This is a genomic window from Rhodovulum steppense (assembly GCF_004339675.1).
GTDB classification, from domain to species: domain Bacteria; phylum Pseudomonadota; class Alphaproteobacteria; order Rhodobacterales; family Rhodobacteraceae; genus Rhodovulum; species Rhodovulum steppense.
Window position 1 is genome coordinate 144488 of sequence record NZ_SLVM01000007.1, and the last position, 18401, is coordinate 162888.

The following is an 18401-nucleotide window of genomic DNA, read 5'->3' on the forward strand; positions in this document are numbered from 1 at the left end:
CCGATCCCATGTCCCGTTTCTTCATCGACCGCCCGATCTTTGCCATGGTCATCGCGATCTTCATCGCGCTGGCCGGGCTCGTGGCCATTCCGCAGCTTCCGGTGGCGCGCTTCCCCGACATCGCGCCCCCCGGCATCAGTATCTTTGCCACCTATGCCGGCGCGGATGCCCGGACCGTCAACGACAGCGTGGTCCGCCCGATCGAGAAGGAACTCTCCAGCGTCCGGAACGTGCTTCATGTCGAATCCACCGCGGATTCGACCGGAGGCGCGAATGTCTTTGTGACCTTCAAGCCCGGCACCGATCCCGAGATGGCGCAGGTCGATGTCCAGAACCGGCTGAAGAACGCCGAGGCCCTGCTGCCCGAGCCGGTGCGCCGCGCGGGTATCGGCGTCGAGGCGGCCGAGTCCGGTTTCCTGATGGTCATCACGCTGAAATCGCGCGAGGGCGCGACGGACGAACTGAGCCTCGGCGAATACCTGTCGCGCACCCTTGCCGAAGAGATCAAGCGCCTCCCCGGCGTGGGGCGGGTGCAGCCCTTCGGGTCCGACCGCGCGATGCGGGTCTGGGTCGATCCGGCGAAGCTGGCGGCCTACGGGCTGACCATGGCCGACGTGACCGAGGCGATCGCGCGCGACAACGCGCCCACGACGCCGGGCCGTGTCGGCGAAGAGCCGACGGTGCCCGGCACGCGGCTCTCGACGCCGCTGATCCTGCGCGGCCAGCTGACGACGCCCGAGGCCTTCGCCGCCATCCCGCTGCGCGCGCAGGCCGACGGGTCGCGGCTGGAGCTGGGCGACGTGGCGCGGGTGGAGTCGGGCGCGCAGACGCTCGCCTTCAGCGTCAGCAGCAACGGCAAGCCCGCCGCCGCCGCCGCGATCCAGATGTCGCCCGGCGCCAATGCCGTGCGCACCGCCGCCGCCATCGAGGCGCGGCTGGCCGAGCTGCGCCCCGCGCTGCCCGGCGACATGGAGCTGTCGATCTCCTACAACACCGCGCCCTTCGTGAAGGTGTCGATCGCCAAGGTGATCAGCACCCTGATCGAGGCGATGGTGCTGGTCTTCTTCGTGATGTTGCTGTTCCTGCAGAACCTGCGCTGCACGCTGATCCCGACCCTCGTGGCGCCGATCGCGCTTCTGGGCACCTTCGCCGTCATGGCCGTCGCGGGCTATTCGATCAACGTGCTGACCATGTTCGGCATGGTGCTCGCCATCGGCATCATCGTTGACGATGCCATCGTCGTGGTCGAGAACGTCGAGCGGATCATGACCCGGCAGGGTGTCACGCCCCGCGCTGCCACCCGGCAGGCCATGCAGGGGATCTCGGGCGCCATCGTCGGCATCACGCTCGTCCTCGCGGCCGTCTTCATCCCGATGGGGTTCGCGGGCGGATCGGTCGGCGCGATCTACCGGCAGTTCACCCTGTCGATGGCGGTCTCGATCCTGCTGTCGGCGTTTCTGGCGCTGACGCTGACGCCCGCGCTCTGCGCCACACTCCTGAGGCCCGGAACGGGTCACGCCACGCGGGGTTTCTTCGGCGGGTTCAACCGCCGGTTCGAGGCGCTGAGCGCGCGTTACACCGGCTGGGTCGGCTGGGGGCTGCGCCGCGGCGGGCGGATGCTGGTGCTCTATGCCGCCCTTCTGACGGTGCTGGCGGTGGGCTACCAGCGCCTGCCGACCGCCTTCGTGCCCGACGAGGATCAGGGCAGCTTCATGGCCGCCGTCGAACTGCCCGCCGGGGCCACGGCCGAACGCACGCGCGCCATCGTGGCCGCCTACGAGGCCTACACCGCCACCCGGCACGACATCGTGGAGAATACGGTGATCCTGGGCTTCGGCTTCTCGGGCTCGGGCCCCAACGCCGCGCAGGCCTTCACCAGCCTCAGGGACTGGAGCGAGCGCAGCTCGACCGTCGACGACGAGATCGCCGCGGCCGAGGCGGCGATGGCCGATGTTCCCGAAGGCATGGTCATGATCCTGAAGCCGCCGGCGATCGAGTCGCTCGGCACGACCTCGGGCTTTTCGCTGCGGCTGGAAGACCGCGCCAACGCCGGCCCCGCCGCGCTGAAGGCGGCGGAGGACCGGCTGATCGCGCTGGCCGCGGAAAGCCCGCTTCTCAGCGACGTGATGTCGGAGGGGCTGCCCGACGGCCCCAGCATCGAGCTGCAGGTCGACCGGCCGAAGGCGCAGGCGCTTGGCCTGTCGTTCGCCGCCATCAACGACACGATCTCGACCGCGGTCGGCTCGGGCTATGTCAACGACTTCCCGAACGGCGGACGCCTGCAACAGGTCATCGTGCAGGCCGACGCCCCCAACCGAATGCACGTCGAGGATGTGCTGCGCCTTGAAGTGCGCAACTCCGAGGGCGGCATGGTGCCGCTGTCCGAGGTGGTGACGCCGGCCTGGACCACGGCTCCGCTGCAACTGGCGCGTTACAACGGCTATCCCGCGGCCCGCATCTCGGGTTCGGCCGCGCCGGGCACCTCGAGCGGCGCCGCGATGGCCGAGATGGAGCGGCTGGCGCAGGCGCTGCCGGAGGGTTTCGCGCTGGAATGGACGGGACAGTCCCTGCAGGAGAAGCAGTCGGCCGGTCAGGCGCCGATGTTGCTGGCGGCGTCGATGCTGGTGGTGTTCCTGGTGCTGGCCGCCCTTTACGAAAGCTGGTCGATCCCGCTGGCGGTGCTGCTGGTGGTGCCGCTGGGCGTGCTGGGCGCGGTGCTGGCGGTGCTGGCGCGCGGCGGCGAGAACGACGTGTTCTTCAAGGTGGGCCTCGTCACCATCATCGGCCTCTCGGCCAAGAACGCCATCCTGATGATCGAATTCGCGCGCCACCTGCGCGGCCAGGGCGTGGGGCCGCATCGCGCGATCCTGCGCGCGGCGCGCCTTCGGCTGCGGCCGATCCTGATGACCTCGCTCGCCTTCATCCTCGGCGTGGTGCCGCTGATGCTGGCGCGCGGCGCCGGGTCCGAGATCCAGAACGCCATTGGCACCGGCGTCTTCGGCGGCATGGTCTCGGCCACGGTGCTGGCGATCTTCTTCATACCCGTGCTCTATGTCACGGTCAGCCGGATCGGCCGGGGCCTCTCCGCCCCCGGCCTGTCCGCCCCTCCCGTCCGGACCGCAAAGCCATGACCAACGCCCTGATCCTGATCATCGAAGACGAACCCGAGATCGCCGAGATCCTCGAGACCTATTTCGCCCGCGAGGGGTTCCGGGTGATCTGCGCGGGCGACGGGCCGACCGGCCTTGCCCATCACCAGCGGCTGCGGCCCGATCTGGTGGTGCTCGACATCAAGCTGCCGGGACAGGACGGCTACGAGGTGCTGGCGGCGATCCGGCGCCGGGGCGCGACGCCGGTGATCATGGTGACCGCGCTGGCCGAGGATCTGGACAAGCTGCAGGCGCTGCGCATCGGCGCGGACGACTACGTGGTCAAGCCCTTCAACCCGCTTGAGGTGGTGGCCCGCGCGCGGGCGGTGCTGCGCCGCACCCTCGGACGGGGGCCCGAGACCATTCTCCGCCTCGGGCCGCTGACGGTCGATCCGCAGGCGCACCGCGCGGTGGTCGAGACCGGCCGGGGTCCGGTCCCGCTGGACCTGACGCCGACCGAGTTCCGCATCCTCGCCCACATGGCCGCGTCACCGGGGCGCGCCTTCGCGCGCGCCGATCTCGTCGACGCCTGCCTGCCCGAAGGCGAGGCGCTCGACCGCACCGTGGACAGCCACGTCAGCAACCTGCGCCGCAAGCTGGCCGCGGCGGGGGCCGAGGGGCTGCTGAGCGGCGTGCGCGGCGTGGGCTACCGGCTGGAGGCACTCGATGCACCGTGAACGCGGCGGCAGCCTCAATTCCCGCATCACCCTCGCCATGATCGGGCTGACGCTGACGGCCTTTGCCGTCGTCTATGTCGGGATGATGGCCTATTTCTTCGTCATCTACGAATGGCTCTATCCGCAGGCCACCCCTGACGAGAGCTGGCGGCTGGGCGACACGGTGATGGTCGGGCTCGTGCTGGGCTTCGGGCTCATGACGGCCTCGCTCATCGGCTGGCGACTGGCGCGCCGGATCATCGCGCCGCTCAAGACGGTCGCCGCCGCCGCGCGCCGGATCGCCACCGGCGACTTCTCGGCCCGGGCCGATCTGCCGCCCGGCAGCTTCGGCGAGGCGCGGGATCTGGTCGCCGACTTCAACCGCATGGCCGAGCGCCTGCAACATGCCGAGACCGAGCTTGCCTATTCCAATTCCGCCATCGCGCACGAGTTGCGCACGCCGCTGACCATCCTGCGCGGGCGGCTGCAGGGGCTGCTTGACGGCGTGTTCGAGCCGGGCCCGCAATTCTACTGTCGGCTGATTGCGCATGTCGATGACCTCTCCGGCATCGTCGAGGAGTTGCGCACGCTCGCGCTGAGCAATGCGGGCCAGCTGGATCTTGCCGTCACACCGGTCGATCTGGCCGACGAAGCCGCGGCCGCGCTGACCGCGCTGGAAGCCGAACTGGCCGCGGCGGGCATCGCGGTGACGCGCAACCTCGACCCGGCCGCCACCCTCGCCGACCGGGCACGGCTGAGGCAGGCCTTCGTCGCGGTGCTCGAGAACGCCTGCCGCTACGCGCCGCACGCGCCGGTTCAGGTGGAGACCGGCATCGACGGCACCGATGTGGTCTTTCGCTGCACTGACGGCGGTCCCGGCCTTTCCGAGGCCGGCCGGGCCCGCGCCTTCGACCGGTTCTGGCGCGCCGACGAGTCGCGCGGGCGCAGCCTTGGCGGCTCGGGTCTGGGCCTGCCCATCGTGCGCGCCATCGCCCGCGCCCATGGCGGCGAGGCGCTGATCCTGGCCTCCGACACGCCCGGCCTTGCGGTCGAGATCCGCCTGCCGCGCCGCGCATCGCCCGTTTCCGGCTGAGACCTCCATGTTCCCTGTTCACGACGACAGCGCAGGCTACGACGACCTCGCCGCCCGCCACGTGTCCGTGCGCCGCGTGCTTGGGCTGTTTGCCCCCTATCGCATCCGGATCGCCGGGGTGGCGGCGCTGATGATCCTCGCCTCGGCCATCGGGCTGGCCGGTCCCTTCCTGCTGCGCGCCGTGATCGACGTGGCGCTGCCGCAGCACGACCTGACGCTGCTGCTCGGGCTGGTGGCGGGGATGGTCGCGGTGGCGCTGGCTGCCGCCGCGGTAGGGGCGCTGCAGGTGGTGCTGACCTCGCGCATCGGGCAGGCGATCCTGCACGACCTGCGGGTCAGGCTCTACGCCCATCTGCAAAGCCTGTCGCTGGGCTTTTTCGCCGGCACCCGGACCGGCGAGGTGCAGTCGCGCATCGCAGGCGACATCTCGGGGTTGCAATCGCTGATGACCGAGACCGGCAGCGACCTCGGCCGCGCACTGAGCGCGGTCGCGATGACTGCCGTCGCCATTCTGATCCTCGACTGGCGGCTGGCCGTGTTCGTGCTGCTGATCGTGCCGGGAACGGTGCTGATCAGCCACCGTGTCGCCCACCTGCGCGAGACGCCGACCTGTCGGCGGTGGTGCAGGAAACCCTGTCGGTCCCGGGTGTCATCCTGGCCCGTACCATGGCGCGCGGCCCGCACCTGACGCAGCGGTTCGCCCGCATCTCGGGCGATCTGGCGCGGCTCGAGGTCCGCTCGCACACGGCCGGCGAGTGGCAGTGGATGCTGATCGGCTTTGCGCTGGCGGTCCTGCCCGCGCTGACGCTGCTTGCGGGCGGGTTGCTCATGCGCACCGACGATCCGGCCAGCGTCGGCACGCTGGTCGCGATGATCGCCCTGCAGGAACAACTTCTCTGGCCGTTCGAGCAACTGCTCGAGATCGGCCGTGACATGCGCAAGGCGCGTGCGCTCTTCGCCCGCATCTTCGAATATCTCGACAGGCCGGTCGAAATCACCGAGCGCGCGGACCCGGTCATCCTGCCGCGCGCCCGGATGCGGGGCGAAGTCCAGCTCGATCGCGTCCGCTTCGCCTATGCCCCAAGCGGCCGCCCCGCCGTTCATGACGTCAGCCTGACCATCCCCGCGGGCAGCCGCATAGCCATCGTGGGGCCCACGGGCTCGGGCAAGACGACGCTCGGCTATCTTCTTGCGCGGCTCCATGACGTCGACGGCGGAGCGATCCGCTTCGACGGCGTGGACCTGCGCGACCTGAGCTTCGACACGCTGGCGCAGATGCTGGGCGTGGTGTCGTAGGAGCCGTATCTTCTCCACGCCTCGGTGGCCGAGAACCTGCGCTTTGCCAAACCAGATGCGTCCGAAGCCGACCTGATCGCCGCCGCACGGGTAGCCCAGATTCACGATCATGTGGTGGCGCTCCCCGATGGCTACGACACTCTGGTGGGCGAGGGCGGCCATCGTTTCTCGGGCGGCGAGAAGCAGCGGCTGGCGCTGGCCCGGACCATCCTGCGCGATCCGCCGATCCTGCTGCTCGACGAGGCGACGAGCGCCCTCGACACCCGCACCGAACGCGCCATGTCGCTGGCGCTGGACGAGTTGTCGAAGGGACGGACCACGATCACGATCGCGCATCGTCTCTCGACGATCCGGGGTGCCGACCGGATCATCGTGATGCAGGCCGGACACCTGGTCGAGCAAGGCACGCACGACGAACTGGTCGACCGGGCCGGGCTCTACGCGAGCCTGCTGCGCGCGGGGTGAACCATCTCGGGCGCGATACCCAACCCAAGGTCGTTCGGGAAGTGCCGCGATCGTAGGCCCGTGTCGACGATCTGACCGAAGACGCCCCACAGCGCACGGGCTGCACCGTGCGCGCCTTTCCGAGAGCCCTCGACCGGTTTTGCTTCGCAATGCAGGAGTGGCCGCTTCTGTGAAGACGCTCACGACGCGGCGTGTTGGTCAACTGGCGGCGATGGGCCGAGTGTGCAGGTCAGAAGCTGCCCTGCACCGTTCCCATCATGCGAGGCGGCAGATCAGCATAGAGATTGCAAAGCGGTTCGTCGGCCCCGATGCCGCCTCCTGCCTCCTGCCTCCTGCTGCCACAATCAGCTAAGAATTTGGCGCAAATGGCCTTGCAAGACGACTTATCTACCCTTTGCTGTTGCGGGTGCAGAGAGCATCCCATTCCCGTCTCAGCAGCGCGTATTGCATGGTGTTCTCGTAGATCGGTTGCCCGGCATCGTCGTTCCGGAAGGAGATGTAGTCTAGGAACAGCCCCTCCCGCCGCATACCCAACTGCTCGCAGAGCTTCTGCGAGGGCAGGTTGTGATCCGCGACATAGGCGTAGAGGCGGCGGATGCCTTGGACCTCGAACAGATCCGTGAAGAGGGCATGCGCGGCCTCGAAGGCATAGCCCCGTCCTGAAAACGCCGGATTGAAGTTCCACCCGACCGAGACCGTGTCGTCCTCGGGATGCGCGAACAGGTCCCCGATCAGCTGGTCGCTGTCCTTGAGGCAGACGGCGATCTGGGCGTCATCGGCGCCGCGACGGTCGGCCTCGGCCAAGGCGGCATCCATGTCCCGCAGGGTCAGCGAGAGAAAACAGCTCGCGACCGGGGATTCCAGATAGGCCAGCAGCCCGGCCGCGTCCTCGCGGCGGAAGTTTCGCAGAATGAGGCGGTCGGTTTCGATCGGTTTCATGGGTTTCGCTTTCGGTCCGGGGTCAATGGTTTGTGGCATCGGCGGGCTGGCGGTGCCCGGCAAGGGCGATCCAGACGGCCGCCGCCAGCGCCATGATCACCGCCGCCGCGCTGGTCAGCAGGACGGCATGGGTCTGACTGAAGGCCGCCCTGCCGACCGCGATCAGCGCCGCGCTCTGGACATCCGACAGCCCCGCGGCGACGATATAGGCATCGCCGATGCTGCGGGATGCAACGGCGGCCAGGTCGGGGGACAGCGACGCAGGTATCTCGATAGCGCGAGCGAAGGTGCTGGCCATGAACACGCCGAAGACGGTGATGCCTAGGCCGGTCCCCAGCTCGTAGCCCGTGGCCTCCAGCGATCCCGCCGCGCCGCCCTTTTCGGCCTCGACGGCGCCCATGATCGCGATGGAGGACGCGGTCAGCCCGATGCTGAGCGTCAGCCCCAGCAGGGCCAGCGCCGCGGGCACATGCCAGCCGGGATCGTGGAAATCCTGACGCGCCAGAAACAGCAGAGCCAGCGCCGCCACCGCCAGCGACAGGGCCGCGACCAGGCGCAGGCCGAGGCGGTTGGACAGCCAGCCCGCGACCGGCCCGCCCACCGCCGCCGCCGCCATGATCGGCACCATGAACAGCCCCGCCTCCAGCGGCGTCTTGCCCAGCACGTATTGCAGCTCCTGCGCCAAGGTCAGCTCAACCCCGGCCAGCGCACCGGAGGCCACCAGCGCCATCATCAGACCCGCCAGGATGGCCGGGCGCGACAGCAGCGACAGGTCCAGCATCGGTGCCGCAGCAAGCAACTGCATCCGCACGAAGACCACCAGCAGGGCCGCACCGCCTGCGATCACGGCAGCCGTCAGCGCGGCCGGGTGCTTGGCGCCGAAGCCTGCCTTGATGCCATAGACCACCGCGATCATCCCCGCGATCAGCAGCAGCGCCTGACCGACGGGCCAAGGGCCCGGGGTCACGCGCTCGGCCCGGGGCAGCAGCAGAAAGCATGCCGGGCCCACGACCAGCATGACCGGCACGTTGATCAGAAAGACCGAGCCCCACCAAAAATGCTCCAGCAGCGCGCCACCGACCAAGGGACCCATGGCCGCACCCGCGGCCCCGACCGTCCCCCAGAGGCCGAGCGCCATGGCGCGTTCGCCCGGATCCTCGAAGGTCTTGCGGATCAGCCCCAGCACGCAGGGCATGATCATCGCCCCGCCAAGCGCCAGCACCACCCGTGCGCCGATCAGCTGCGCCGGGCTCTGCGCGAAGGCCGCGAAGGCCGAGGCGACGGCGAAGACCAGCAGCCCGCACAGCAGGACACGCCGGTTGCCGACCCGGTCCGACAGCGTGCCCAGCGGCACCAGCAGGCCTGCCATGAGCAGCGGATAGATGTCGATGATCCACAGCACCTCGGTCCCCGTCGCGCCGAGCGCCTGTGTCAGCCGGGGCACCGCGACATGCAGGATCGTCATGTCCAGAACTACCGGCAGGAAGGCCAGCATCACCGCCAGCAGGACCAGCCAGCGCTTCGGATCGGGACGGGGGGTGGTCATGGCGCACCTGTTGATGCCTTTGACAGGCGCCGATATAAATACATATGTATGGATTTCAATGGGGCGGAGGACAGCGATGGGGCGGACGGCGATGATCACCCGTGACAGGCTGCTGGAGGTGGCCGAGGACATCGTGCGCAGCCGCGGCGGGGCGGCGCTGACCATCGGCGCGCTGGCGCAGGCCGCGGGCGTGTCCAAGGGCGGGGTGCAGTATTCCTTCGCCAGCAAGGACGCGATCGTGCGCGCGCTGATCGACCGCTGGACGGCGCAGTTCGACGCGCTGCTGGGCGATCCGCCACCCGAGGATCCAGTGCTCTTCGTCGATCGCTACATCGCGGCGACTCGTGCCTCGCAGCAGGCGCTGGATGCCAAGATGGCGGCCCTGCTGGTCAGCTATCTGGAGGATCCGGCCAACCTGCGCGAGACCCGCGCCTGGTATCGCGGCGTCTTCGCCCGCCTGTCAGGCGATGGGCCGGAGGCCCGCGCCGCCCGCGTGGCCTTTCTGGCGGTCGAGGGCCTGTTCCTGATGCGCATCAACGGCATCGACGACAAGGACAGCTGGGCGGGCCTGCTGGACGACGTGGAGGCAACCTTGCTGAGGCTAATCGAAACACCAGTCAAGTGAACGGGTCGACATGCCCAAATGCGCTTGCCCCGCATGATGACGGCCAAGCCTTCAACTGATGGCTAGGTCGCTCGCGGACTTCCCTGCCTCCAACGCCTCCACGAACCACTGCGGTTTGCGCCCCCGGCCGGACCAGGTGAGTGCCGGGTTCTCAGGGTGCCGGTATTTCGCCGCTGCCGGAGCACGGGTGATTTTCGTCTCGGTGCCGACAAGTTCGGCCAGGGAGTAGCCCAGATCCCGGGCGAGAGCTTCCACCTTGGCGCGGGCTTCCGCCTTCTGCCGGTCCTCGAATGTGGAGATCGCCTTGGCGACGTCCCCCTGCATTTTCTTCAGTTCGCTGAGCGACAGTGCCTCGAGATCGTAATCAGCCATAGATGCGCTCCGTGTCCTGAATGTCCCGTTATTGATAGTCTGTCGCGGCAGAGTGCCGCAATTCCCGGAAGGCAAGGGCAGGGGTGGCGGAGGCTTGTGATAGCTGTTTTCGCCGCCATGCAGGTGCTGGACTGGGGTCAGACTGTCCCGATCGGCAGGGTACAAGTTCTGCCATGGGCTCCCGCGCATCTCTGTCTCCTGGGCCATCCCGTCGACTGACAATCCCCTAATCCCGTTCGGTCTCTCGCGCGCAACCCCGCGTCAGTCCGGGCCGTGTTGGCCGCCTCCGGCGTCCTGCCCGCACCAACCCGGTCCTCTGGGGGTTTCCGGCGTCCGTGCCGTCCGCCGTGCACGCGTCAACCGACGGGCTTTTTCCGGGTCTTGTCGACGGGACGGTCCCGAAGACAGGACACACAGGAGCTTGACCCATGCAGAACATCGTCATCCTCGCCGGCAACATTGGCCAGAAACCCGAAGTCCGCACCACCCAGGGGGCTACCCGCATCACCAACTTCAGCCTCGCCACCTCGCGCCCCCGCCTTTCGGAAGGTCGCGTCCTGCGCGACGAGAACGGCTACCGGATCATGGACACGGAATGGCACCGCATCACCTGCTTCAACGGTCTCGGCAAGACGGTCGCGGAGCATTGCGAAAAGGGCATGAAGGTCCTCGTCCACGGCCGCATCCACTACACCAAGTGGATCGACAGCATGGGCAACGACCGCTACGGCTGCGAGATCATCGCCGAGAAGGTCGACTTCCTGAGCCGCCCGAAATCGGCCGAGAACGAAAACCCCGAGCTGGTCGACCGCGACGACGAGATCCCGTTCTGAGGAACGGGGCCTCCCCCTCGGGCCCGGCGGGGTAACCCGCCGGGTTCGGCGCGTGCTGACGGCAAGCCGCGCAGCGCGGCACCGGCATAGTTTGAAAAACATCGCTAATCTGTGCCAACTTCCTCGCAAAGGAGATCGCGACGATGGCCACGATGAACGTCTCTTTGCCCGGTCCCATGAAGGCTTGGGTCGAGGCTCAGACTCAGGACGGGCGCTACAGCAATGCCAGCGATTATGTGCGCGACCAGATCCGCTGCGATCAGGACCGCCAGCAGGCCATTTCCGAGTTGCAGCGGCTTGTCGATGAAGGTCTCGCAAGCGGTCCGGGTGCGCGTCTGGATGTGGAGGCATTTCTTGCCCGCAAGCGGGAGCAGAATACCAGAGCCGAAGATCGTTGAATACCATCTCTCACCCGCGGGGGCCGATCATCGAGAGGACTTGCGCATGAAGGTCGAGGACGAAGAGCGCATCGCGGCCAATCTCTCGAAGATCATGGCGATGATCTGCATCCGCAACACGCGGCTGGAGGATTTGCATGCCGGCATGCAGCCGGTGACGCTGACTGGTGATTACTCGGACGTCAGGGTGATAGACGCGACGGGCCAGACCATTCCGTGGCGCGAGGTTTCGCATGTCGATGATGCGCAGATGGCGGACTTGATGCGGGAGATCGTCAACCGGCTGTTCACTTTCCACATGAGGCGGGACGACCCGAGCTTCCGGGACCATCTGGAGCGCTGGATGACCGCGTCGAATAAATGGGACAACCCGGTGCTCGATACGGCCTTTCTCGACGCAGTGGCCGAGCCGGGAGCCGCCCCGAAAACCCGAGGCGCCTGACGGCTTGACGGTGCCCAAGTCCCAGCCGGAGGCCCGGCCTGCGATGACGGCCTGCGCATCAGCGTGCCGAGAGTCAGAGGGGGGCTGGTCGCTTTCGTGACGGGTTGAGGGCTGGGAGAGTGGCTCCCGGCGCCTGTCACGGGAGATAACCGATGGGCGTTGTTGACATTTTGGATCCGGATCAGCCGGTGCGGACTGGCGGCTGGAAAGTGGATGTGAGCCGGGGTGAGCGGAACGGGCGGGTGTCGTCGGAATGGTTCAACCGGCCCGATGACGAGCGGTATCTTTCGCTCGATGATCTCTGGGCCAACGTGAAGGCTCGGTCCGAGCGCAGCCGCAGCCGTGTGGTGCAGACGGCCGACATCCGCGTCGAGGCGACGCGCGAGAGCGCCGAACGACTGCACCTTGTCCTGCCGAAGGCGCCGGAGCCGGTCGCGCCCACGCACTGGGCCTTCGGCCAGCTTGCCAGCATCGTCGGCGCCCCGGCCTCGTACCTGCGGCAGTTGCCCGCGCCGCTGGCGGGGATCAACCTGCAATACGGTCTGACCAACCACCGCGCAGAGCAAGTGAAGACTTTCGAAACCGAAGATGGCCGCACCGAACTGCGCGCAGTGACCGGCCCCGACTACGGCCGTATCCACGACCACGAACTGGTCGAGGCGGTGCAGCGCATCGCGGGCAATGGCACCGGCGACACGCGCTGGAAGGTGCCGGGCGTGCTCGACTGGTCGACCGGCGTCTACAACCCCGATGTCGAGATCAGCCGCGACACGACCACGCTCTATGCGTCGGACCGGGATGTCTTCCTGTTCCTGGTCGACGATCAAAACCCGATCGAGGCGGGCCGCCTGCCTGACGGTTCCCCCGATCTCTACTTCCGGGGCTTCTACTGCTGGAACTCCGAGGTGGGGGCCAAGACCCTCGGCATGGCGAGCTTCTACCTGCGGGCGGTGTGCCAGAACCGTAACCTATGGGGCGTCGAGGATTTTCAGGAGATCAAGATCCGCCACTCGAAATACGCCGCCTCCCGCTTCGCCCATGAGGCCGCCCCGGCGCTGACACGGTTCGCCAATTCCTCGCCGCAGGGCTTCGTGAACGGCATCAAGGCGGCGCGGCAACAGATCGTCGCGCGGACGGACGAGGACCGGGATGACTTTCTGCGTAAACGTGGCTTCTCGAAGGCCGAATCCGGCAAGATCATCGAGAAGGTGCTGATGGAAGAGGGCCGCCCGCCCGAAAGCATCTTCGATTTCGTGCAGGGCATCACGCGGCTTGCGCGCGACAAGACCCAGCAGGATGCCCGCCTCGACATGGAAGGGCGCGCCAAGAAGCTCCTCGACCGGGTCGGCTGACGCGGACCCCGCCACAGCGACCGCCCGCATGCGCGGCGGTCGCGCTTTCCCCTTCCAAATGCATGCCGCTGGCCCCGCCCCGAGAGGGCAGGGGGCCTTGGTGTGTGCAAGTCAGCGAGACCCCTATGACCCCCCAGGAAGAAACCGTCATCCTTGAGGCCCGTGACATCCTCGGCCGATACCTCAGCCAGAACGCGGTCATCGGCAGCTGGCAGGCGCTGATGGACTATTGCGCACTGACCGTCCGCGGGCCCATCGAGCGCTTCCACGTCCTCTACCTCGACCGCAAGAACAGTGTCATTTCCGATGAGCTTCTCTCGACCGGCACGGTTGACCATGTCCCGGTCTATCCGCGCGAGGCGATCAAGCGGGCGCTGATGCTGAACGCCAGCGCCCTGATCCTGATCCACAACCACCCCTCGGGCGATCCGACGCCGTCGGAGGCCGATCTCAGCATGACCAGGCAGATTCGGAAGGGCTGCAAGTATCTCGGTCTGACGCTGCATGACCACATCATCGTCGGTGCGGGGACGGAGCTGAGCCTGCGGGTCCTGGGCAAGTTCTGAGGGTTCATCAGACCTGCCTCCGTCGCCCCTTCGAGGAAGAGGGCGGCGGTTTGGTCTTTGACGGATGAGGCGGGCAGAGAGGCTTCCCGCGCCGTCGGAGGTTTCCCCATGTTCGACTTGTCCCTGCCTATCCACCCGACCACCGGCGTGCGGGGCGTCCCGCCGGGTTTTCCGTCTGGCGACACCGACCCCAGTCACCCTTTCGCCCTGACCCTGTCGCGCCGCGCACCGGCCGATCTGATGTCGGGCCGCGCCGCCCCGCTGGTCCTCGCCCGCTTCCCGACGCTCGCCGAAGCCATGCAGGGTGCGATCGACCACGCCGAGGGGATGGCCACGGATGCCGCGCCCCAGCTTCTGGCGATCTTCGACCGCGACGAGCGCCTCGTGCTGGCCGGGGCCGCCAGCGACGGGTCCGTCGCGTGGTGCTACCCAGTGACGAGCGCGGCCGAGGCGCGCTGCGTCGTGACCGAGGCGATTCAGCTGCGTGCGCAGGCGGGCCGCGCGGCCGACTGGGATGAGCCCGATCTGGCGCAGCGGCTGCGCCACCGTGCCGATCTTCTGGATGCGCGGCTGGTCGATCCGCTCTGGCGCGCCTTCGCCGCCCGGGCGCTCCAGGTCGCGGCGTGACGCCGGAGAGGCAGAGACGGGCAGGGGGGATTTGGAGCTTGCCCGGGGGAGAGAGATCGTCCGGACCGGCTCCGATCCTTCCCTTTGCCGGAGACACCCGATGACCCTGACTGAACCCACCCTCGCGCCGCCGATGGCACCCTCGACCGTCGACATGGCGCAGATCTTCGCGGCGCACGTCGAGCGCGCCGCCCGGATCGACGCCCTGCGCCCCGGCAACAAGGACCGCCTCTTCGACGGCCTCATGGCCGCCGGCATCACCCATGTCACCGTGACCTTCGACGGTGCCGGGGACAGCGGCCAGATCGAAAGCATCGGTGCCTGGTCCGGCGAGACCGCCATCGACTTCCCCGCGGCCGAAATCGAATATGCGGCGCTGACTTGGGACGACCCCGAGGTCGAGATGCGGCAGCTCTCGCTGGAGGATGTCGTCGAGCAGCTCGCCTACGACTTCCTCTCCGACACCCATGGCGGCTGGGAAAACAACGACGGCGCTTACGGCGAGTTCTGCTTCGACGCCGCGGCCCGCTGCATCCACCTCGAGTTCAACGAGCGCTTCACCTCGTCCGAACTCTACACCCATGATTTCTGAGGGGGCGGCGATGGCACATCCCTATCACCACGCCCTGTCCTCGGTGAAGAAATGGGGCGGCACGGTCGACGATTTCATCGCGGTGCATGCCTGGTTAGGCGTTATCTGGACAAGCAAGCCGTTTCTGCCCTCTGCGCTTTGAATTCGGGAGCGATAGTCCATAGGAGGGGCCCCGCCGTCCGCGCCGCGCGGATCAAAGCGCTGGCGGGGCGGACGGCGGGGAGGTGCCTGTGGTCTATCGCGGCGGCCGCGGTCTAGCGAGGATCATGCTCGCTTCGATCTTTCCCAGTTGATTGGATGATTGGGCATCTGAGTTCAGTCATGTTTGGCCTGATGATTGCCGAACAGTTGCAGGGTCAGTGCCAGGGCACGTTCAGAGCGATCGGCAATCGTGGCCACATCAAGCGGTGCGAGGCGGCCCATTGCCTGTTGCAGCGGAACCTCGCCGAACAACAAGCTGATATAGGTCTCTGCGGCCACTGAGGGTTCTGTGCCTTCGACGAAGCGCCCAGAGACGACGAGCTGTGTCATGATCTCGTTGATCATCGCGATCATCTCTTGCCGTGCGGTGGTGTCGATCGCCGTGCCCAGAATACCCGTTTCGCTTGCATCCGCGATTGCGGCTCGGTTCATGATGATCGCTTTTTCTCCGGTCGTGAACGTCAGCAGAAGTGGGCCCAAGGACCGCAAAGCCTCGATTTCGTCGGTCTGCCCCGCGACTGCATCGCGCAAGAGCGCTTTGACTGCCTTTGCATTTTCTTCGATCAGGCTCTGGAACAGAGTTTGCTTGTTGCCATACCAAGCATAGAGCGTCTGGTTCGACGCCGCCGCACGCTTGGCGATTTGAAGCATGCTGGTGCTCCGATAGCCTTTCTCCGCCAGGAGTTCAAAAGCTGCCGCCTCGATCTCGCGCCGTCTGTCCTCGGGTCCTTCGCCTGTCATCCTGTCCATCCGTCATGATGCTTGACATGAGGTGTACACACATGTACCTCAAGATCAAGAGCAGTACATACGTGTACGGCAAAGGAGAGCCTGATGACATCACTCAGACTACTTACATTCGGCGCGGCAGCCCTTGTCGCGGGCGCGGTCGCCGTCGTGGCCTGGTCCTCCTGGAGGACCGAGGCCGATATCGCCGCGTTCCAGTCACGCATCACGGCACTGGGGGCTGCCACGCCCGCCCCGACGTTCGACAGCGCAGCCGCCTCTGAGTTGCCGGAGCCAGTGCAACGCTACTTTGCATTCGTGTTCACCGGCCCGGTCCCGGCCTATGGCTCAGTTCATCTGGAGGCTGAGGGCCAGTTCCGCCGCCCGCTGACCGACGGGTTCAACCCCACCACGGCCGAACAGGTGATAGCCATCGGCACGCCCGCGTTGATGTTCTCGGCGACGACGCCGGTTTTGCCCGGTATCTGGGCGCGGGCCTATGACTTCTTTGCGGAAGGTCGGATGGATATGCGGGCCAAGGTCTTGTCCACGCTGACGGTCATGGCCGAGCGGGAGACGCCGGAGTTGAACCGCATATCGCTACGTCGCTGGCTTCTGGAAAGCGCGCTCTACCCGCAGGCCCTTCTTCCCGGCGGGCCGGTCGTTTGGGAACCAATCGATAGCGCCAGCGCGCGCGCCGTCGTGTCGCACGGGGGGCTGAGCGCGTCTATGATCGCGCATTTCGATGAAACAGGCCGAATGACACAAATGGTGGCCGAGGAGGATGGCGATCTCGCGACGCCTTTTCACGGTTCGGGCGAACATGTGGCGCGCAGCGACTATCGCCGCGTCGGCAACCAGATGATCCCCCATGCCTTTACCATTTCCCGAGCCGCCGGCGGTGCGCTCTACCCATTCTGGGATGCCCGGATCACAGCGATCCGTTTCAATGCCGAGTGAAGTGAGGAACGCCATGATCAAGTACCCCCTCATTCTCATCTGTCTGATGATCATCGCCGTCGGCATTGGATTTCTGCGCGCTTCACGCGAGAATGCGCGTCTGATCGATAGCGAAATTACAGGACCTGCGCCCGTTGTCACGATTGACCTGCGCCCTGAAGTCTATACCGATCTGCCGCTGCCGGTGCGACGCTATTTCGACTTTGCCTTCAACGGTCAGACCGAGGTGGCTCTGCGCGGCGTCAGGTGGCGCGAGGACGGAGACTTCTTGCTGCCGGTTGGCGAGTTCCGTGCGCGTGGGCAACAGATCAATCAGGCAACGACACCCGACTATGCCTGGACCGGCACGTTTCATCGGTTTGGCCTCCCGATCATCGAAAGCCGAGACGCCTTCTTCGGCGGCAGTCACGACATGCGCGCCAAGCTGTTCGGCTGGATAACTGTCATGCAGACCGACTATGCGCGGCCCGAACAGATTGCCTCTCTGCACAGCTACCTGACGCTGCGCTACTATGGGCAGGCCCCGCTGATGCCCTGGGCTCTTTTGCCAAATGACTATGTTGCATGGGAGGCCCGTGACGAAACCTCGGCTGTGCTGCGCATCACCCGACCTGGCCTGGACGGGGCCTACATCGTCAGTTTCGGAAAAGACGGCCAGATCACTGAAATGGCGACGGACCGACTGCTGATGGAGGGCAACGAAACGATGCAGCGCGAGGTGGGCCAGAAACTCGAATACCGCGACGTGGGCGGCTTCATGGTGCCGACGCGGATGGACTATTTGTGGACATTGGAAGATGGCGCGGTGTCGAGCCACTACCGCTTTGCCGTCCGTGATCTGGAGTGGCTGCAATGACCCGACAGGGTTCCTTCCCGGCCCATATGGCGGACGGTCTTTCGATCCTGACGGTGATGTTCAGCGGTGCGATGTTCGGCTTCTTCTTTGCCTGGACCAGTTCTACTCTCTGGGGATTGGACCGGACCGCTCCCGAAGTGGCAATCGTGGCCATGCAGGCGATGAACTCCGCCGTTCGCAATCCGGTCTTTGGCTTGGCCTTCTTCGGAACACCACCGCTGATGGTCTTGACCACCGCTGTCCTGTTTTGGCGTGGACGTCGGCCTGCAGCTTTGCTCATGGCTCTCGCCAGCCTGCTTTATCTCGGTGGTGCACTGATCGTTACTGTCGCCGTGAATGTGCCGATGAACGAGGCGCTTGCGGCTCTGGCCCCCGGCTCAGGCGGCTCCGCTACCCATCAATGGGAGGACTATTCCGAACCTTGGCAGCGCGCAAATTTGGTCCGAACCTGTGCGTCTGGCGGTGCGCTGTTTCTGGCGGCGATGGCGCTGCACGTTTCGCATAGAGGGAGACCCCGATGGACCTGACACTCGTTGCATTCGCCGTTGTGGTGCTGATCGCTGTTGCCACGCCCGGCCCGACCGTTCTGCTGGCACTTTCCAACGGTTCCCGGTAACCGCCCGATTGCCACCGCCTGCCTGCGTGGGGCTTGATGGCCTAAGACACGTGCATAGCGACGTCGGTAACGACGTCCCTTATGCGCGGAG

General features: G+C 66.7%; 19 protein-coding genes and 2 pseudogenes. 17 read left to right on the forward strand and 4 right to left on the reverse strand.

What is annotated here, in order from left to right; genetic code table 11:
• Positions 1 to 8 precede the first annotated feature (8 nt).
• The 5 genes and pseudogenes from EV216_RS06530 (at position 9) to EV216_RS18650 (ending at position 6659) form a co-directional block, all read left to right on the forward strand.
• Positions 9 to 3131 carry a multidrug efflux RND transporter permease subunit gene (locus EV216_RS06530; RefSeq protein ID WP_132694246.1) on the forward strand — a complete coding sequence of 1041 codons (3123 nt, stop codon included), beginning with the start codon at positions 9 to 11 and terminating at the stop codon, positions 3129 to 3131.
• Positions 3128 to 3826 carry a response regulator gene (locus tag EV216_RS06535; RefSeq protein WP_132694247.1) on the forward strand — a complete coding sequence of 233 codons (699 nt, stop codon included), beginning with the start codon at positions 3128 to 3130 and terminating at the stop codon, positions 3824 to 3826. The genes EV216_RS06530 and EV216_RS06535 overlap by 4 nt, the downstream gene beginning before the upstream one ends.
• Positions 3816 to 4898, forward strand: a complete 1083-nt coding sequence (locus EV216_RS06540) for an ATP-binding protein (RefSeq protein WP_132694248.1) — start codon at positions 3816 to 3818, stop codon at positions 4896 to 4898. Before EV216_RS06535 ends, EV216_RS06540 begins: the two co-directional genes overlap by 11 nt.
• A gap of 7 nt (positions 4899 to 4905) precedes the next feature.
• Positions 4906 to 5586, forward strand: a complete 681-nt coding sequence (locus EV216_RS18645) for an ABC transporter transmembrane domain-containing protein (protein ID WP_243641998.1) — start codon at positions 4906 to 4908, stop codon at positions 5584 to 5586.
• A gap of 245 nt (positions 5587 to 5831) precedes the next feature.
• Positions 5832 to 6659, forward strand: a pseudogene (locus tag EV216_RS18650) (ABC transporter ATP-binding protein).
• A 387-nt stretch (positions 6660 to 7046) separates the two neighbouring features.
• Here EV216_RS18650 and EV216_RS06550 read toward each other — a convergent pair.
• Together EV216_RS06550 and EV216_RS06555 are read right to left on the reverse strand one after the other, a co-directional pair.
• Positions 7047 to 7598: a GNAT family N-acetyltransferase gene (locus EV216_RS06550; RefSeq protein WP_132694249.1), complete on the reverse strand. Its 552-nt coding sequence runs from the start codon at positions 7596 to 7598 to the stop codon at positions 7047 to 7049.
• Between the two features lie 22 nt (positions 7599 to 7620).
• Positions 7621 to 9144, reverse strand: coding sequence for an MFS transporter (locus tag EV216_RS06555; protein WP_132694250.1), 1524 nt, complete (start codon positions 9142 to 9144; stop codon positions 7621 to 7623).
• A gap of 76 nt (positions 9145 to 9220) precedes the next feature.
• Here EV216_RS06555 and EV216_RS06560 point away from each other — a divergent pair, with 76 nt between their 5' ends.
• Entirely contained in the window at positions 9221 to 9769 is a 549-nt protein-coding gene (locus EV216_RS06560; protein ID WP_132694251.1) for a TetR/AcrR family transcriptional regulator, read from the forward strand.
• A gap of 51 nt (positions 9770 to 9820) precedes the next feature.
• On the opposite strand, the gene EV216_RS06565 is transcribed toward EV216_RS06560, so the two are convergent.
• A complete protein-coding gene (locus EV216_RS06565; protein WP_132694252.1) occupies positions 9821 to 10141 on the reverse strand; it encodes an H-NS histone family protein in 321 nt (106 codons plus the stop codon).
• A 428-nt stretch (positions 10142 to 10569) separates the two neighbouring features.
• On the opposite strand from EV216_RS06565, the gene EV216_RS06570 reads away from it, so the two are divergent.
• The 8 genes and pseudogenes from EV216_RS06570 to EV216_RS18875 form a co-directional block, all read left to right on the forward strand.
• Positions 10570 to 10974 carry a single-stranded DNA-binding protein gene (locus EV216_RS06570; protein ID WP_132694253.1) on the forward strand — a complete coding sequence of 135 codons (405 nt, stop codon included), beginning with the start codon at positions 10570 to 10572 and terminating at the stop codon, positions 10972 to 10974.
• A gap of 143 nt (positions 10975 to 11117) precedes the next feature.
• Positions 11118 to 11372, forward strand: coding sequence for a type II toxin-antitoxin system ParD family antitoxin (locus EV216_RS06575; protein ID WP_132694254.1), 255 nt, complete (start codon positions 11118 to 11120; stop codon positions 11370 to 11372).
• A gap of 46 nt (positions 11373 to 11418) precedes the next feature.
• On the forward strand, positions 11419 to 11814 hold the full coding sequence (locus EV216_RS06580) for a hypothetical protein (protein WP_132694255.1): 396 nt from the start codon (positions 11419 to 11421) through the stop codon (positions 11812 to 11814).
• Positions 11815 to 11966: 152 nt separating this feature from the next.
• Positions 11967 to 13166 (forward strand): DUF932 domain-containing protein, encoded by a 1200-nt coding sequence (locus tag EV216_RS06585; RefSeq protein ID WP_132694256.1) that lies wholly within the window; start codon positions 11967 to 11969, stop codon positions 13164 to 13166.
• Positions 13167 to 13291: 125 nt separating this feature from the next.
• Positions 13292 to 13732: a JAB domain-containing protein gene (locus tag EV216_RS06590; protein ID WP_132694257.1), complete on the forward strand. Its 441-nt coding sequence runs from the start codon at positions 13292 to 13294 to the stop codon at positions 13730 to 13732.
• Between the two features lie 108 nt (positions 13733 to 13840).
• A complete protein-coding gene (locus EV216_RS06595; protein ID WP_132694258.1) occupies positions 13841 to 14359 on the forward strand; it encodes a DNA repair protein RadC in 519 nt (172 codons plus the stop codon).
• A gap of 100 nt (positions 14360 to 14459) precedes the next feature.
• Positions 14460 to 14951, forward strand: coding sequence for a DUF6878 family protein (locus tag EV216_RS06600; protein WP_132694259.1), 492 nt, complete (start codon positions 14460 to 14462; stop codon positions 14949 to 14951).
• Between the two features lie 10 nt (positions 14952 to 14961).
• A pseudogene (locus EV216_RS18875) lies at positions 14962 to 15045 on the forward strand (DUF6915 family protein); the annotation flags it as partial.
• A 221-nt stretch (positions 15046 to 15266) separates the two neighbouring features.
• Here the strand turns inward: EV216_RS18875 and EV216_RS06605 are convergent.
• Positions 15267 to 15893 carry a TetR/AcrR family transcriptional regulator gene (locus tag EV216_RS06605; protein ID WP_165899173.1) on the reverse strand — a complete coding sequence of 209 codons (627 nt, stop codon included), beginning with the start codon at positions 15891 to 15893 and terminating at the stop codon, positions 15267 to 15269.
• A 156-nt stretch (positions 15894 to 16049) separates the two neighbouring features.
• Here EV216_RS06605 and EV216_RS06610 point away from each other — a divergent pair, with 156 nt between their 5' ends.
• Genes EV216_RS06610 through EV216_RS06620 form a run of 3 tightly spaced genes read left to right on the forward strand, consistent with a single transcriptional unit; the run spans position 16050 to position 18221 of the window.
• Positions 16050 to 16838, forward strand: a complete 789-nt coding sequence (locus tag EV216_RS06610; RefSeq protein ID WP_207893979.1) for a DUF6920 family protein — start codon at positions 16050 to 16052, stop codon at positions 16836 to 16838.
• Between the two features lie 13 nt (positions 16839 to 16851).
• Complete coding sequence (locus EV216_RS06615) at positions 16852 to 17694, forward strand: DUF6544 family protein (protein WP_132694262.1); 843 nt, start codon at positions 16852 to 16854, stop codon at positions 17692 to 17694.
• A 26-nt stretch (positions 17695 to 17720) separates the two neighbouring features.
• The gene (locus EV216_RS06620) at positions 17721 to 18221 is read left to right on the forward strand and encodes an anthrone oxygenase family protein (RefSeq protein ID WP_132694276.1); all 501 of its coding nucleotides are present in this window, start codon (positions 17721 to 17723) and stop codon (positions 18219 to 18221) included.
• The last annotated feature ends 180 nt before the right edge of the window (positions 18222 to 18401 follow it).

Coding starts and splice junctions, on each gene's coding strand:
- EV216_RS06585 (WP_132694256.1), top strand. CDS start 11,967: ATGGGCGTTGTTGACATTTTGGATCCGGATCAGCCGGTGCGGACTGGC.
- EV216_RS06565 (WP_132694252.1), bottom strand. CDS start 10,141: ATGGCTGATTACGATCTCGAGGCACTGTCGCTCAGCGAACTGAAGAAA.
- EV216_RS06550 (WP_132694249.1), bottom strand. CDS start 7,598: ATGAAACCGATCGAAACCGACCGCCTCATTCTGCGAAACTTCCGCCGC.
- EV216_RS06555 (WP_132694250.1), bottom strand. CDS start 9,144: ATGACCACCCCCCGTCCCGATCCGAAGCGCTGGCTGGTCCTGCTGGCG.
- EV216_RS06570 (WP_132694253.1), top strand. CDS start 10,570: ATGCAGAACATCGTCATCCTCGCCGGCAACATTGGCCAGAAACCCGAA.
- EV216_RS06560 (WP_132694251.1), top strand. CDS start 9,221: ATGGGGCGGACGGCGATGATCACCCGTGACAGGCTGCTGGAGGTGGCC.
- EV216_RS06600 (WP_132694259.1), top strand. CDS start 14,460: ATGACCCTGACTGAACCCACCCTCGCGCCGCCGATGGCACCCTCGACC.
- EV216_RS06530 (WP_132694246.1), top strand. CDS start 9: ATGTCCCGTTTCTTCATCGACCGCCCGATCTTTGCCATGGTCATCGCG.
- EV216_RS06575 (WP_132694254.1), top strand. CDS start 11,118: ATGGCCACGATGAACGTCTCTTTGCCCGGTCCCATGAAGGCTTGGGTC.
- EV216_RS18645 (WP_243641998.1), top strand. CDS start 4,906: ATGTTCCCTGTTCACGACGACAGCGCAGGCTACGACGACCTCGCCGCC.
- EV216_RS06620 (WP_132694276.1), top strand. CDS start 17,721: ATGGCGGACGGTCTTTCGATCCTGACGGTGATGTTCAGCGGTGCGATG.
- EV216_RS06540 (WP_132694248.1), top strand. CDS start 3,816: ATGCACCGTGAACGCGGCGGCAGCCTCAATTCCCGCATCACCCTCGCC.
- EV216_RS06605 (WP_165899173.1), bottom strand. CDS start 15,893: ATGACAGGCGAAGGACCCGAGGACAGACGGCGCGAGATCGAGGCGGCA.
- EV216_RS06590 (WP_132694257.1), top strand. CDS start 13,292: ATGACCCCCCAGGAAGAAACCGTCATCCTTGAGGCCCGTGACATCCTC.
- EV216_RS06615 (WP_132694262.1), top strand. CDS start 16,852: ATGATCAAGTACCCCCTCATTCTCATCTGTCTGATGATCATCGCCGTC.
- EV216_RS06580 (WP_132694255.1), top strand. CDS start 11,419: ATGAAGGTCGAGGACGAAGAGCGCATCGCGGCCAATCTCTCGAAGATC.
- EV216_RS06535 (WP_132694247.1), top strand. CDS start 3,128: ATGACCAACGCCCTGATCCTGATCATCGAAGACGAACCCGAGATCGCC.
- EV216_RS06595 (WP_132694258.1), top strand. CDS start 13,841: ATGTTCGACTTGTCCCTGCCTATCCACCCGACCACCGGCGTGCGGGGC.